Origin of the sequence: Anoxybacillus sp. ST70 (genome assembly GCF_019553625.1) — a bacterium.
In the GTDB taxonomy this organism is placed as follows: domain Bacteria; phylum Bacillota; class Bacilli; order Bacillales; family Anoxybacillaceae; genus Anoxybacillus; species Anoxybacillus gonensis.
Window position 1 is genome coordinate 31,818 of record NZ_JAHZOF010000008.1, and the last position, 14,762, is coordinate 46,579.

13 protein-coding genes and 1 riboswitch are annotated in these 14,762 nt (G+C 41.5%); of the genes, 3 read left to right on the forward strand and 10 right to left on the reverse strand.

Annotation, left to right across the window (positions count from 1 at the left end; genetic code table 11):
• Positions 1–27: 27 nt before the first annotated feature.
• Positions 28–115, reverse strand: a riboswitch (cyclic di-GMP riboswitch).
• A 236-nt stretch (positions 116–351) separates the two neighbouring features.
• Positions 352–1,365 carry an alcohol dehydrogenase AdhP gene (adhP, locus tag K1I43_RS11195; protein WP_026011854.1) on the forward strand — a complete coding sequence of 338 codons (1,014 nt, stop codon included), beginning with the start codon at positions 352–354 and terminating at the stop codon, positions 1,363–1,365.
• A 53-nt stretch (positions 1,366–1,418) separates the two neighbouring features.
• On the opposite strand, the gene K1I43_RS11200 is transcribed toward adhP, so the two are convergent.
• The 3 genes from K1I43_RS11200 to K1I43_RS11210 all read right to left on the reverse strand — a co-directional run bounded on the left by K1I43_RS11200 (position 1,419) and on the right by K1I43_RS11210 (position 3,920).
• Positions 1,419–1,607: a YgaP family membrane protein gene (locus tag K1I43_RS11200; RefSeq protein WP_019418571.1), complete on the reverse strand. Its 189-nt coding sequence runs from the start codon at positions 1,605–1,607 to the stop codon at positions 1,419–1,421.
• A gap of 69 nt (positions 1,608–1,676) precedes the next feature.
• A complete protein-coding gene (locus K1I43_RS11205) occupies positions 1,677–2,294 on the reverse strand; it encodes a Crp/Fnr family transcriptional regulator (RefSeq protein ID WP_019418572.1) in 618 nt (205 codons plus the stop codon).
• Positions 2,295–2,477: 183 nt separating this feature from the next.
• Positions 2,478–3,920, reverse strand: a complete 1,443-nt coding sequence (locus K1I43_RS11210) for a protein adenylyltransferase SelO (RefSeq protein ID WP_019418573.1) — start codon at positions 3,918–3,920, stop codon at positions 2,478–2,480.
• 164 nt (positions 3,921–4,084) lie between these two features.
• Here K1I43_RS11210 and K1I43_RS11215 point away from each other — a divergent pair, with 164 nt between their 5' ends.
• Positions 4,085–7,222, forward strand: a complete 3,138-nt coding sequence (locus K1I43_RS11215) for a DUF3427 domain-containing protein (RefSeq protein WP_136260383.1) — start codon at positions 4,085–4,087, stop codon at positions 7,220–7,222.
• On the opposite strand, the gene K1I43_RS11220 is transcribed toward K1I43_RS11215, so the two are convergent.
• The 6 genes from K1I43_RS11220 to K1I43_RS11245 form a co-directional block, all read right to left on the reverse strand.
• The gene (locus K1I43_RS11220) at positions 7,199–7,603 is read right to left on the reverse strand and encodes a (deoxy)nucleoside triphosphate pyrophosphohydrolase (RefSeq protein WP_026011856.1); all 405 of its coding nucleotides are present in this window, start codon (positions 7,601–7,603) and stop codon (positions 7,199–7,201) included. The two genes, K1I43_RS11215 and K1I43_RS11220, sit on opposite strands and share 24 nt — an antisense overlap.
• Positions 7,604–7,715: 112 nt before the next feature.
• The gene (rlmD, locus tag K1I43_RS11225) at positions 7,716–9,074 is read right to left on the reverse strand and encodes a 23S rRNA (uracil(1939)-C(5))-methyltransferase RlmD (RefSeq protein ID WP_019418574.1); all 1,359 of its coding nucleotides are present in this window, start codon (positions 9,072–9,074) and stop codon (positions 7,716–7,718) included.
• 11 nt (positions 9,075–9,085) lie between these two features.
• Positions 9,086–9,922 carry a DNA-3-methyladenine glycosylase family protein gene (locus tag K1I43_RS11230; RefSeq protein WP_019418575.1) on the reverse strand — a complete coding sequence of 279 codons (837 nt, stop codon included), beginning with the start codon at positions 9,920–9,922 and terminating at the stop codon, positions 9,086–9,088.
• Between the two features lie 52 nt (positions 9,923–9,974).
• On the reverse strand, positions 9,975–10,691 hold the full coding sequence (gene pdaA, locus K1I43_RS11235) for a delta-lactam-biosynthetic de-N-acetylase (protein WP_370628356.1): 717 nt from the start codon (positions 10,689–10,691) through the stop codon (positions 9,975–9,977).
• Positions 10,692–10,841: 150 nt separating this feature from the next.
• Complete coding sequence (locus K1I43_RS11240) at positions 10,842–12,365, reverse strand: fumarate hydratase (RefSeq protein ID WP_026011858.1); 1,524 nt, start codon at positions 12,363–12,365, stop codon at positions 10,842–10,844.
• Between the two features lie 92 nt (positions 12,366–12,457).
• Complete coding sequence (locus K1I43_RS11245) at positions 12,458–12,652, reverse strand: SE1561 family protein (RefSeq protein ID WP_026011859.1); 195 nt, start codon at positions 12,650–12,652, stop codon at positions 12,458–12,460.
• Positions 12,653–12,765: 113 nt separating this feature from the next.
• Between K1I43_RS11245 and yfkAB the strand changes: the two genes are divergently transcribed.
• A complete protein-coding gene (gene yfkAB, locus K1I43_RS11250; protein WP_009360832.1) occupies positions 12,766–13,890 on the forward strand; it encodes a radical SAM/CxCxxxxC motif protein YfkAB in 1,125 nt (374 codons plus the stop codon).
• 40 nt (positions 13,891–13,930) lie between these two features.
• Here the strand turns inward: yfkAB and K1I43_RS11255 are convergent, their stop codons facing one another.
• Positions 13,931–14,707 carry a YfkD famly protein gene (locus tag K1I43_RS11255; protein ID WP_026011860.1) on the reverse strand — a complete coding sequence of 259 codons (777 nt, stop codon included), beginning with the start codon at positions 14,705–14,707 and terminating at the stop codon, positions 13,931–13,933.
• Positions 14,708–14,762 lie beyond the last annotated feature (55 nt).

Genomic DNA, 14,762 nt, shown 5'->3' on the forward strand with positions numbered 1-14,762 from the left:
AAAACCTTCTTATCATTTCCTTATAAGAAGGGCAACTGGCTGGCATATCTATACAATAGACGTAGCCCCTATAGCTTTGCGCCCTACCCTTTCGAGTAGTTTGCCGATTATTCAATTTTTGACATTTTTATCTTAACACAACAACTAGGAAAAAGGAAGTAGTGATTTGTGATCAAAAGGGTAACATTTTACTTCGTCAAGATAACAAATAAAAATTTACCTTTTTATCTAAAAAACTTTTACATTTTTTCGAACAGTTTGTTTATGATATTTTTAACAAATTTAATACATGTTACATTAAATATGCATAGACCAAAAAATCCCTTTTCACTCAGAAGGAGGATTATAATTATGAAAGCTGCAGTTGTGGAACAATTTAAAGAACCATTAAAAATTAAAGAAGTAGAAAAACCAACAATTTCATATGGAGAGGTGCTAGTGCGCATTAAAGCGTGTGGAGTATGTCATACAGACTTGCATGCCGCACATGGCGACTGGCCTGTAAAGCCAAAACTACCGCTCATTCCTGGACATGAAGGCGTTGGTGTCATCGAAGAAGTCGGACCAGGGGTGACGCACTTAAAAGTCGGAGATCGCGTCGGTATCCCTTGGCTTTATTCCGCCTGCGGCCATTGTGATTATTGCTTAAGCGGACAAGAAACATTATGTGAGCATCAACAAAACGCTGGATATTCGGTTGACGGTGGTTACGCTGAATATTGTCGTGCTGCAGCTGATTATGTCGTGAAAATTCCTGATAACTTATCATTTGAAGAAGCTGCTCCAATCTTTTGCGCTGGCGTAACAACATATAAAGCTTTAAAAGTAACAGGTGCAAAACCTGGTGAGTGGGTAGCAATTTACGGTATTGGCGGCCTCGGACACGTCGCTGTTCAATATGCAAAGGCGATGGGGCTAAACGTCGTTGCTGTCGATTTAGGCGATGAAAAACTTGAGTTAGCTAAACAGTTGGGAGCTGATCTTGTCGTCAATCCAAAACATGAAGACGCCGCGCAATGGATGAAAGAAAAAGTTGGTGGCGTGCATGCAGCTGTCGTCACTGCTGTTTCGAAAGCAGCATTCGAATCAGCCTATAAAGCAATTCGTCGCGGCGGCGCTTGCGTACTTGTCGGATTACCGCCAGAAGAAATGCCTGTACCAATTTTTGATACCGTTTTAAATGGAGTAAGAATTATCGGTTCAATCGTTGGTACGCGTAAAGACTTGCAAGAAGCGCTTCAATTTGCGGCAGAAGGAAAAGTAAAAACAATTGTCGAAGTTCAACCGCTTGAAAACATTAACGATGTATTCGATCGTATGTTAAAAGGACAAATTAACGGTCGCGTTGTGTTAAAAGTAGATTAAGGAAGGCGTCCTGAAGGCGCCTTCTTATTTAATTTCAACTAAAATGAGTAGAGCTATTTCTTCGTCGTATTAATCCGAAACGGAACGTAAAGTGGACAAAATCTCATAAATGCCGTAGCGATAAGAACAATTCCTAAAATGCCGACATATTTTATATTTCCCTCAAGAAAAAATAATCCTAATAGTGCAATACCTAATATGAAGCGAATCATACGATCGACGGAACCAACATTTGCTTTCATCTTTTTTCCTCCCCTCTTCTCATCTCTCTTTAATCATAGAAGAAAAAAAGGAAACGTTCTGTGATAAAGTCACATTGTTGCAAATTTGTCACACAATCTTTCTTTGTCTACAATTTTTACTTTTCCACGCGCCAGTTGAACGTATCCGTCACGCTCAAGTTGCTTTAATATTCGGCTGACGACTTCGCGTGCCGTTCCAAGTTCCACAGCAATATGTTCATGCGTCATCTCGATCATGTTTGTCTTGCTGTTGTCGCATCGTGTAAGCAAAAACTCGATTAAACGCTTATCCATTTTTTCAAATACGATGTGCTCAATCATTTGCATCATCGTCATAAAACGATTCATCATCATGTCATAAACGAACGTTTGTAGTTCAACATTTGTTGTCATCATCTTCGCAAACGTATGTTTCGGGACAATTAGTGCTTCCACATCTTCTTCCACAATCGCCGTCGCAGGAAAAGGTGAATGTGACAACAAACTGGAAATAGTCAATACACATGACTCTCCACGACAAACGCGATATAAATTTACTTCCTTCCCATTCTCCCCTATTTTTGCAACCCGAATGACACCAGAGACGATAAAAGCGACATGCTCACACATATCCCCTTCTCGAAAAACAACCGTTCCTTTTGAAAGCTTTATCTTTATGTATACGTTGTCGTGCAAAAACGGAAACAATCTTTCTCCCCCTTTCTTTCCTTATATTACAACGTAACAACATCCCTTTCCAATAAGAAAAGGGACGTTTTCTATGTTGTATATTAGTCATCGTCAAACAATTGAACGAACGTTTTTCAATCCGCTCGCATATGCCAAACATCTCGCAGGATTTTAAAAAGCTCAAGTGACCCTTGAGCTTTTCTACGTCCCACAAAATGTTTTATACGGGCGGTCAGACGGTGCTGGAGGCTTGGCATATTGTTCTTGTTCTTTCGTGTACGCATACGGATGTTTCAACACGTCAAGTAGTCGCTCCATGACCGTATCATCCCCATGCTCAGCCGCTGCCGCAAGCGCTTCTTCCACGCGATAGTTGCGCGGAATAATCGCCGGATTGTGTTGTCGCATCCGTTCGTACACTTCATCTTTCGTCATATCTTGACGGGCCATTCTTTGTTGCCAACGTGTATGCCAGTCGCGAAACTCTTGTTCGCAAAACTCCCATTCATTTATCGTCAACGCGCGAAACGTATTCGTATAATCGGCGCGATATGTGTACATAAGATGCAGCAACTCCCCGATAAGCTTTTTATCTTCCTCTTCTTCCGTCCAAAGCCCAAGTTTTGCGCGCATCCCTTGCAGCCAATACGTTTCATATAGCGTTGGAAATTGTGCGATTACTTTTTGCGCAAGCTCGATTGCTTTTTCTTCTTCGTCATGTAAAAGCGGCAAAAGGCTTTCTGCAAAGCGGGCGATGTTCCACCCAGCAATGTACGGCTGATTTCCATACGCATACCGCCCTTGCGTGTCAATGGAACTAAATACTGTCGTCGGATCGTACACGTCCATAAACGCACACGGTCCATAATCAATCGTTTCTCCGCTAACCGTCATATTATCCGTGTTCATCACTCCATGAATAAATCCGACTAATTGCCATTTCGCAACAAGCGCCGCCTGCTTTTTCATCACTTCTTCAAGGAAAAAAAGATAGCGGTTTGGCGCATGTTCACCGTTCGGATAATGTCGCTTTATCGCATAATCCGCTAACGCCTGTAACTCCTCTTTTGATAAAAAACGCGCCGCATATTGAAACGTTCCAACACGTAAATGGCTCGCTGCCACACGCGTCAAAATCGCCCCTGGAAGTTCCTTGTCACGGATGACGACTTCCCCTGTCGTCACGACCGCTAAACTTCTTGTCGTCGGAATACGAAGGGCATGCATCGCCTCGCTAATGATATACTCACGAAGCATCGGTCCAAGCGCCGCACGTCCATCTCCCCCGCGCGAATACGGCGTCCGCCCCGACCCTTTCAGTTGAATATCAACCCGCTCTCCGTTTGGCGTCACATGCTCGCCAAGTAAAATGGCGCGCCCATCGCCAAGCATATTAAAATGGCCAAACTGATGCCCGGCATACGCCTGCGCTAACGGCTCGGCCCCTTCCGGAATACTGTTTCCTGCAAACACCGCCACTCCTTCTTCGCCCGCTAACGCCTCCGCACATAACCCAAGCTCATCCGCAAGCGAACGATTAAGCACAACAAGCGCTGGATCACTGACAGGCGTCGGACGTATTTTCGTAAAAAATCGCTCGGGTAAACGAGCATAGCTATTGTCAAAATTCCAGTTGGCGTTCAATATATTTCCCTCCTTTCAACTTTATCATATACTTTTCTCGACGACACAAACATCATTCCTGCTTTAAAAAGCAGAATACTCCCCTTCCATTTTCAACATAATAATGGAATATCTACATATATCATGGTAAAATTTTATAAAACATTCGTTAGGTGGTTTTATTTATGGATAAAAGTTTTTTCGAGGAACTACAACTTCTTGCTAAACAATATCCTGATGCAAGCGTTATACAGCGTCTATCACCGAAAGATTATATTGAAGTTCTCGTTCTTCATTCCGCCAAACAACTCGCTCATAAGTTAAAAACTTTGGCTGAAGAAAACCGTTTTGATGAAATCATTCAATTAACTCAACACATTTCTACATTAGTATCAAATAACAACGATTCTTTTTCTTTGCCGCTCTCTATGATTACATACACATATGGACAACGAGAAATACCAATTATAGAGGACTTTTTCTTATCTAGATTACACTTACTATATAATGACAAACATACAATGAAAAACTTTTTCAAAACATTAAAATATGAAATGCTGACAGCTGATTCCGTTGATTTGATGGTTAGCTTCATTCGGATGTCAGGACTACAATTATTGATTCGTCCATTACTTATGCTTGAAAAAGAACGTATTCCTGTACGCATTATCACATCGACCTATCTAGGCATTACAGAACCAAAAGCGCTTGAAAAACTAATGCAATTTTCTAACGTACAAGTAAAAATAATCGATACGCAACAACAGTCTTTTCATACGAAAGCGTACATGTTCCATCGACGTTCAGGATTAAATACAGTAATCATAGGCTCATCAAACATTTCACACTCGGCCCTTATTAACGGACATGAGCTAAATGTAAAGCTGCCGGATACAAGCTTTTTACCCATTTATGAGCATACAAAGCAAATGTTTGGGAAAATATGGGATCATACAGATACGATTTCTCTTGATCACGCCTTCATTCAAAAATATAAACAACAAACAATGAGAGAAGAAAACAAACCTTTAGCTGCTGAGTCGAAAGAAGAATATATCGTTACATCAAGTGTGAAACCGAATGATATGCAGAAAAAAGCATTAAAAAACCTTGAACACACAAGAAAAAGTGGTAATACAAAAGGAGTCATTATCGCTGCTACTGGAACTGGAAAAACGTATTTAGCAGCTTTTGACGTAAAAGCATATAATCCAAAAAAGCTTTTATTTATCGCTCATCGTGAAGAATTGCTAGACAAGGCAATTGAAACGTTCAAACATGTACTAGGTAACGATCATCTATTCGGGAAAATTACAGGGACAGTGAAACAATTCCATAAACCGTATTTATTTAGCACCGTTCAATCGCTATCTAAAGATGAAACGTTGCAACATTTTGAGCAACATGAATTTGACTATATCATTATCGATGAATTTCATCATGCCGAAGCACCTACATATCAAAAAGTGATTCGTTATTTCCAACCAAAATTTTTACTCGGCTTAACAGCAACACCAGAAAGAATGGATGGAAGAGACGTTTTAGCGATTTGTGACCATAATGTCGTATATGAAATACGCTTACGAGAAGCGTTAGAAGCACAGTTGCTCGCACCATTTCACTACTTTGGCATTTCAGATCGTACAGTAGACTATAGTCAAATTCCATTAAAAAATGGCATGTTTGATGAAGCATCGCTTGTGAAAGCTTTAAAAACAAATGAACGAACAGATTTTATTATCGAAATGATTCGTACATATGGTTACGATGGTGATCGTATCATTGGGCTTGCGTTTTGCGTAAATATTGAACATGCAAAATATATGAGCGAACAATTTAATAAACGCGGATATTGCACAACATACTTAACTGGTGAACATAGCGTTGAATATCGCGAACAGGTCATTAAAAAACTAGAAAATCCTAACGATCCGCTTGAACTAATCTTTACCGTAAATATTTTTAACGAAGGAATTGATATCCCAAGTCTAAATCTTTTATTATTTTTAAGACCTACCGAGTCATCAACCGTATTTATTCAACAATTAGGGAGGGGATTAAGAAAAGTAACCGGAAAAGAATTTGTAACGATTTTAGACTTTGTAGGAAATTATCAAAAATCGTTTATGATTCCGCTCTCTCTAGCTGGACAACTGAACGACAAAGCGTTTGATAAAGATTCTCTTCGTGTTGCAATTACACATGAATTTGCCGATCTACCAGGCGGCGCATATGTCGATTTAGATCCTGTGACACAAAGAGAAATTTTAGATCGCATTGACTCCATTAAAATGAACTCGACAGATATGTTAAAAATGCTATATCAACAATTTAAAAATGAGCTTGGGCGCTCACCAGAAATATTAGATTTTTTATATTACGAGCAATCGCCAAGCTTAACGTTTTTCATATATAAGTATCGTTCATGGGTCAAAACAAAAGAAAAAATGAATGATATAAACGAGCTTGACCAAATGATTTTACACCACCCATTGATGTGTGAGTGCGTTGAACGGCTAGAAAATCAACTTCCGATCAAATGGCCCTACGATTTTGCTGTGTTGCAATTAGCTTTTTTACAAAAAGTTGTGTCTTGTGAAGATGTCGTAAAGCAACTTTCGAAAAAATTTGCTGTAGATGTGCCATTAGAAAAACACGAAAAAATGATTATGCAATCGATGGACCGCCTATCATTGCCGTATAAAAAACAAAAATGGGCGTTTGGACAACGAAATGGGCGCCAATTTATATTGAATGACGACATTCTTGCGTTAACAGAAAACCAACAGTTTTTCAATTACATGAAAGACCGTATAGATTACGGACTTATTGAATTTAGGAGAACGTATCGTCCTGAAAGATTTTTATCTAAAGGGGAAAAGCTTACTCTTTATCAAAACTATACGAGAAACGATTTAATTTTCTTATTTGAAGCAGGGGTAAAAGAAGGATCGTGGCGAGAAGGAGTAAGTAAAGTTAGAAATCATTATTTACTGTTCGTCAATTTAAATAAATCGGAAAGAGTGAAAGAACATTTACATTATAAAGATTATTTTCTCGACCAAAAACATTTTCATTGGCAAAGCCAAAATCAAACGTCTCATCGCTCTTCTGTCGGACAAAATTTTATTCGTCATAAAGAACTTGGAATTCATATTCACCTATTTGTGCGAAAGTTTGAAGACATGCACGGAATGACATTGCCATTCACTTATCTCGGCGAAGTCGATTATGTATCAAGCTACGGAGATAAGCCGATGAGCATCACATGGCGCCTACATCATCCCGTGCCGGAAGATTTATATATTGACTTTATTCGCTAATAAAACGTCTACAGTCGGAATATCTGCGGGTGCCCATTCAAGAGATTTTAAGTCTTGGAGTGGCACCCATCTTAATTCAGCATGTTCTTTCGCTTTCGGTTCTCCCTCAATAATTGTTGCTTTATATGTCAGTAAATTGACAATAACTTGAGGATATTCGTAATGCACTTCTTCAATTTTTTCATGCACTTGAATCGTACATCCTAATTCCTCATGAATTTCTCTGACTAATGTTTCTTCTTCCTTCTCCCCTTTTTCAACTTTTCCACCCGGAAATTCCCAAAGGTTAGGGAGTGACATCGTATTCGACCGAAGTGCACACAACACGCGATTTTGATTGTCGAATATAACTGCCCCTACGACACGAACTGTTTTTTTCATGAACGTTTCCCCTCTATCTTCATTATTTTGCGAATACTTTCATTCTACAAAAAAGCCGTCCTTTTTTCTACGCCCGTACGAATGCATAAAAAGACGCCCTATGAGCGCCTTTCTACTTCCTCACCAACTTCGCTACACTTTCGACATGCGCAGTGTGTGGGAAAAGGTCAAACGGTTGAATGTATTCGACACGGTATTGTTTCGCAAGCGTGCCGATGTCGCGGGCGAGGCTAGATGGGTTACAGGAAACGTACACGACTGTTTTTGGTTTCACTTGTAACATCGTTTTTAATAAAGCGTTGTCGCAACCCGTTCGCGGTGGGTCGACGACGATAACGTCCGGTTTCCATCCTTCTTTCACCCATTTTGGCAACAGCACTTCCGCTTTTCCGACCGCATATGTGACGTTTGTGAAGCCGTGACGTTCGGCATTTTGGCGCGCATCGTCAATCGCTTCGGGGATCGTATCCATACCGCGCACTTCTTTTGCCTCGCGAGCGAGCCAAAGCCCGATTGTGCCGACGCCGCAATATGCGTCGACGACGCGTTCGTTTTTCGTTAGTGCTGCTGCTTTTTTTACTTCGTCATATAGCTTGATCGTTTGAATCGGATTAAGCTGGAAAAAGGCGCGAGCCGATAGCTCAAAAGATAAGTCGCCGAGCACTTCTTGAATGTACGGTTCACCTGCGAGAACGATCGTTTCCTCGCCAAAAATAAGCGACGTTTTTTGACCGTTCACGTTTTGGGCGATCGATTTTACTTCCGGCAGGCGACGTTTTACTTCCGCTACAAATAGCTGTTTGCGCGGCAGTTCTTTCGTCGCTGTCACGATGACAAGCTGTACATCGCCAGTGTAAAATCCGACTCGGGCGACAATCGTGCGCACAACACCCGTTTTCTTTCGTTCGTGATAAACCGGAATGCGCAAATCTTGTAAAATCGCTTTCACGACCGTTGTGACGCGGTTTGTGGCATCATGTTGAATCAAGCAGCGGTCAATATCAATCAGTTCGTGCGAGTTCATGCTGTAAAGTCCAGCGATGACACGCCCTTTTTTCACTCCGACTTGAAATTGGCTTTTATTGCGATAATGCCACGGGTCTTCCATTCCGATCGTCGGACGAATATGAAGTGCTTCTATATTTAATCGGCTATGGCGTTCCAGTGCTTGAATGACGATATCGCGTTTTGCCTCTAATTGCGCGTGATAGTCAAGATGTTGCAGTTGGCATCCACCGCACCGTTCATATACTGGACAAGGCGGCTTCACACGATGAGGGGAGCGTTTTCGTATGCGCACCATTTTTCCTTCTGTATACGTTGGGTACACATTCGTCGCTTGAACGACGACTTCTTCTCCCGGAAGCGCTCCTGGAACGAACACGACTTGTTTTTTAAAATAACCGACTCCTTCCCCGTTAATGCCGAGCCGTTTAATTGTTAGTGGAAATTGTTGTCCTTGCTGTAGCATGATTCTCTCTCCTATTCAATACTTCTCCATAAATAAAATGTTGCGTAGCTTGCATACGGTTCCCACATTTGTCGAAACGCTTCCATTTCTTTTGCTGTTGGGCGATGATCAAGCTGAAACCATCGTTCAATCGCCCGCTGCAAACCAACATCTCCTTTCGGAAACACATTTGGACGACCTAAACCAAACAGTAAAAAGTTTTGCACTGTCCACGGACCGATGCCGCGTATAGAAAGAAGCTGTTTCGCCACCTCTTCATCGGAAAGCGAATGCATCTCTTCTAAACGCAACTTCCCTTCTACAATAAGACGCGAAATATCAACAATATATTGTGCTTTTCGCTCGCTTAAAGATAAAGCGCGCAACTCATCATATGAAGCATTGGCGACGCGCTCAGGCCGCGGATAAATGTATACATCCCCGAGACGCTCACCAAATGTATGGACAAAACGTTCCGTTAGCCGATAAGCGACTTTCATATGAATTTGTTGGTGGATGATGCATTTGATTAAGCAAAAATATAAATCAAATTCTAATACAATCGGTGTTCCTTCGTGAGCGATAAACAAGTCGCGTAAATTGGTTTGCATAAAATGGTCGTGGATAGGGGCAAGTGACCTGTCCCAATGAAAAATGCGCGAAATGCGCGCGATTGCCTCCTCTTTATGCTGTTCGTTATCACACGACACAACAAACGATGGGTTCTCTTTTGTTCCGGTGCTTTTCACGTACACGACAACGGGTGTGTCTTTTACATACAACGGAACAGCGATTTCGTTATGTTGCATGCGTACAAGCGGATCGCGTGCTAGCCGTTCACATACACGTGTAAAATCGTACGGGGTCATCAACATTCACCTCTTTCCCCCATTGTATCAAAACAAATCCCTTTGCACATCGTCAAAGGGAAAAAAGCCAAGAAGGGACATTCATTTTTTCAAGCATGAAATCGTCTAAGCTTTTAAAAACATATCCTTCTTTTCGCAAATCGTCAATGATTTTACCGAGCGCATCGGCATTGTCTTTAGACACTGTATGCAACAATATAATGGCACCGGGATGAATTTGTTTCATCACGTTGTTGTAAGCGTATTCCCATCCTTTTTGATCGTGAATGTGCCAATCGACGAACGCTAATGACCAAAAGACGTGGTAATAGCCGAGTTCGCGTGCAACCGCAAGCGTACGTTCATCAAAAATACCGCGCGGAGGGCGGATGTATCGCATATGTTTTTGCCCCGTCAACAACTCTGTTTTTTTCCTAACCATTTCAAGCTCTTCGCGCAATTTTTCATCGCTAACGGTCGTTAAATCAGGATGATGCCATGAATGGTTGCCGACAATATGCCCTTCGTTCACCATCCGTTTCACTAGATCCGGAGCAGATTGTAAATAATGGCCGGTCACAAAAAACGTAGCGGGAACTCTTTTTTGTTTGAGCACGTCTAAAATTTGTCCGGTATAGCCATTTTCGTACCCGTTATCGAACGTTAAATAAATATATTTTTTTGCTGGATTACCTAAATAAAACGCATCGTATTTGGCGAGTAGTTCATCTAACTGTTTTCCTGCAGAAGGAGGGAGATGATTTTCGCTTCGCTTAAATCCCCATGACATCGCCTCTCCTTGACTGAGCGGCAAACATAAAAAGAAGAGAAAGAAGATGATCGTTTTTTTCACTGCTTGCACCTCCATATTCATTTCAATGATAGGTTGTGCAAAAAGAAGCATAAAAAATCCGCCTAGCCTAGGCTAGACGGATTTCCATTAAAATACACGTTCTTTAAATTGAGCTAATTTTTCGAGTGACGATTTTTCGATATCTTCATGCAAGCTATTTCCGTGTGAATCCATCGTGACGACAGCTGTAAAATCTTTCACACGTAAATGCCACATCGCTTCTGGAATTCCAAATTCTAAAAAGTCGACGCCTTCTACTGATTGAATACATTCCGCATAATATTGCGCTGCACCACCAATGGCATTTAAATACACGCCCCCATGTTCTTTTAACGCGGCGAGCGTTTTCGCCCCCATTCCACCTTTTCCGATGACAGCACGAATGCCAAATTTTTTCATAATTTCTCCTTGATACGGCTCTTCACGAATGCTTGTCGTCGGACCAGCTGCTTTGACGTGCCATTTGCCGTTTTCATCTTTTAACATAACCGGTCCACAATGATAAATGATTTGACCGTTTAAATCGACAGGAGCATCATGATCCATTAAATGTTTATGAATCGCATCGCGGCCTGTATAAATCATGCCGTTAATGCGAACGACATCGCCTACTTTTAGCGAGCGAATTTGCTCTTCTGTAATTGGCGCTTCAAGCACAACTTCACGCGCTTCGCCTGTCATTTCGGTTTCTTCTTGTTTTAAATCGACATCTTCTCCTTCTTGATACAACCATTCTTGAATGTCGCCTGTGTGTGGGTCAATGATGACGCCTAAACGGCGAAACGCCCAGCAATTGTATGCGACAGAAACGAAAAAGCTGGCTGGAATGCGGTGCATGACGCCAATTTTACAGCCAAGAAGCGTCGTCTCTCCGCCAAATCCCATCGTGCCGATGCCGAGTTTATTGGCAGCTTCCATAATGTATTCTTCTAGTTTGCGCAAATCTTCGTTCGGATTGACATCGTCAACAGGACGAAATAGTTGTTCTTTTGCTAAGTCGTACCCCGCAGAACGATCGCCGCCGATCCCAACGCCAATAAATCCTGCGCTACAGCCTTGTCCTTGCGCTTGGTATACCGCATGTAAAATACATTTACGAATGCCATCTAAATCGCGGCCTGCGCGACCAAGTCCTTCTAACTCGCACGGCAAGCTATATTGAATGTTTTTATTTTCACAGCCGCCACCTTTTAAAATTAAACGAACGTCAATGTAATCTTTTTCCCATTGTTCAAATTTCATGACAGGCAGCCCGATCCCTAAATTGTCGCCGCTATTTTCACCTGTTAATGAATCGACCGAGTTTGGACGCAGTTTCCCGTCTTTCGTTGCTTGAGCGATCGCTCGGCGAATGGCCTCTTTCATTTCAATTTGATTGACCCCAACCGGCACTTTAATTTTAAATGTCGGCAAACCTGTATCTTGGCAAATCGGTGATACGTTTTCATCGGCCATTTGAATGTTTTGCACGATCGTAGCAAGCGACATCGCTGCTCTCGTTCCTGCGTTTTCACGCAGTTTTGCTTTTGCAATGGCACGTCGTACATCTTTTGGCAACTTCGTTGACGTTTCAACAATTAGCTTGTACATACTTTCTTGAAACTTTTCCATCACCATGTCCCTTCCCCTTTGTTCAATATGTAACAATTTTTCGAATTCTCCACTTGTATTATACCTCGTTTGTGAACATGAAAAAAAGTCGCTTAGCGACTTTTTTCCCAATCTTTTTTAAACCGCTCGTATTTCATCTCTAAATCATCAATCATTTGAATAAGGCGGTCAATATCTTCTAATTCAGCCGTTTCAGGATCGAGCGCTTCGAGCACTTCAAGAAACATATTTAAGCGCGTTTTTAAATATGTTAGTTGTAGATTTTGATCTGATACTGCGTTGCCCAACATCGTCACCTCGCTTTTTCTTTATCGTACACGATCGAAACATCATTGACAATCATTCCATTTCGTTTGCATAATTATCGTTAGTCCTATTTTAAAATAAAAGGAGCTTGGTTATGGAAACATTGTTGCGTCAAGCGATTACTCCGACATTTGATCCTTGGGAAGCATATATGGATGTTGAACAGTACGGAAGCATGCAGTTGACGAATATCGAATTTACAACAACAACTCTTTGCAATATGCGTTGCGAACATTGTGCCGTCGGTTATACGTTACGAACGAAAGATCCTGAGGCGCTACCACTCGATCTTCTTCTTCGCCGTCTTGATGAAATTCCACATTTGCGTTCGTTAAGCATTACAGGCGGTGAGCCGATGCTTTCGATGAAATCCGTCGAACAATACGTCGTGCCGCTGCTAAAATATGCACACGAACGCGGAGTGCGCACACAAATAAACTCTAACTTAACTCTTGATTTAGAACGGTACGAAAAAATTATTCCTTACTTAGACGTTTTACATATTTCGCATAACTGGGGCACGATTGATGATTTCATTGAAGGCGGATTTGCGATGATGGATAAAAAGCCAACCGTCGCGCAACGCGAGCGCTACTTTATACGCATGATTGAAAATGCACGTGCCATTTCAAACATGGGGGTCATCGTTTCAGCTGAAACGATGTTAAATAAACGGACGCGTCCACATATAGAAACGATTCATCGCCAAATTGTAAACGAAATGGGTTGTAAACGTCATGAAGTACATCCGATGTATCCAAGCGACTTTGCTAGCAGTTTAGAAACATTAACGTTAGATGAACTGCGTGAGACGATTCATCATTTACTTGATATACGAGACGAGAACGTATGGATGTTGTTTGGTACGTTGCCTTTTTATCCATGCAGCGACAACGAAGAAGATTTAGCGCTATTAAAACGTTTATACGAAAGTAAAAATGTAACGGTACGAAACGACCCTGATGGACGTTCACGTTTAAATGTAAACATTTTTACAGGCGACATTATTGTCACTGATTTTGGTGATGAACCGACACTTGGCAACATTCAAACCGACTCGCTTCTTTCTGCTTATGACAAATGGATGGCATCTGACTTAGCCAAATCGTTGAACTGCCATTGCCCTGCGGTAAAATGTTTAGGGCCAAATGTGCTTGTAAAAAACCGTTATTATCCGAATGTCGATTTTACAACAAGAAAAGCAAAAATCGAACGGTAAGATGAAAAAGCTTGTCGGGGCGCTCGACAAGCTTTTTTCATCATCTCGGAACGTCGCTTGCGACAAATGCGAATGATAGGCGGTCTTGTACAGGAATCCAAGCGCCAATTCCTTGCGACGTCACGTTTTTAACGACAATGCTCTTTTTCTTTCCTTTTAAGACGATATATACTTCACCGTACGTCACTTTTCCTTTTTCGTTCACCGCAGGGGCGTAGGCGTATAAATATCCTAACTTTTTCGGCGGGACGTTATATGCTTGTTCTTTTTTCGTCCCGATGCCAATCCACGTACTAAACGAGAGCGGCAAGTTTGTCTTTTTCATTGCTGTTAGTAACATCATTTTTTTTACGTCTTCTTCATTTGGGATGCTCGCGGTTAGCCCCCCGCGTACTTGTTTTTGCATCTCTTGTCGATATGTCAGTCGCGCTGCTGTTTTCCCACCGCGATTGTCAATGAAGTTTGTATTCACTTTTTGATACTCCCAATTCGTCGATGTTTCCGTCGATTCATAATTCAATGGCCATTGTCCTAAATAAATCGTTGCTTCATAACCGATCGCAAACGGCGTGCTTGAAATCGACGATTCGTTTAAAAGACGAATTAATTCCGGATTTTCAATTTTCACATTCGCCGACTGAAGCAGTTGTTTCGCTAACTCACTCGGTTGCAAATACGGCAAATTTTGCGTCGGATTCGGATACGTATTTTCTTTTGAAATGTCGATAACCGATGGCGGGAACTTGACAGTTGCTTCGCTAACCGTTGGAATACAGAAGAAAATGAATATGATGCTTAAAGCAAACCATCTTTTCATGCGGAAACTCCTTTCTTTTTACATCGTTCATCGTTATTTTTTTCAAAAGTCGACA

Coding starts and splice junctions, on each gene's coding strand:
- K1I43_RS11200 (WP_019418571.1), bottom strand. CDS start 1,607: ATGAAAGCAAATGTTGGTTCCGTCGATCGTATGATTCGCTTCATATTA.
- pdaA (WP_370628356.1), bottom strand. CDS start 10,691: ATGTCATGGGGATTTAAGCGAAGCGAAAATCATCTCCCTCCTTCTGCA.
- rlmD (WP_019418574.1), bottom strand. CDS start 9,074: ATGCTACAGCAAGGACAACAATTTCCACTAACAATTAAACGGCTCGGC.
- K1I43_RS11230 (WP_019418575.1), bottom strand. CDS start 9,922: ATGACCCCGTACGATTTTACACGTGTATGTGAACGGCTAGCACGCGAT.
- adhP (WP_026011854.1), top strand. CDS start 352: ATGAAAGCTGCAGTTGTGGAACAATTTAAAGAACCATTAAAAATTAAA.
- K1I43_RS11215 (WP_136260383.1), top strand. CDS start 4,085: ATGGATAAAAGTTTTTTCGAGGAACTACAACTTCTTGCTAAACAATAT.
- K1I43_RS11220 (WP_026011856.1), bottom strand. CDS start 7,603: ATGAAAAAAACAGTTCGTGTCGTAGGGGCAGTTATATTCGACAATCAA.
- yfkAB (WP_009360832.1), top strand. CDS start 12,766: ATGGAAACATTGTTGCGTCAAGCGATTACTCCGACATTTGATCCTTGG.
- K1I43_RS11255 (WP_026011860.1), bottom strand. CDS start 14,707: ATGAAAAGATGGTTTGCTTTAAGCATCATATTCATTTTCTTCTGTATT.
- K1I43_RS11240 (WP_026011858.1), bottom strand. CDS start 12,365: ATGGAAAAGTTTCAAGAAAGTATGTACAAGCTAATTGTTGAAACGTCA.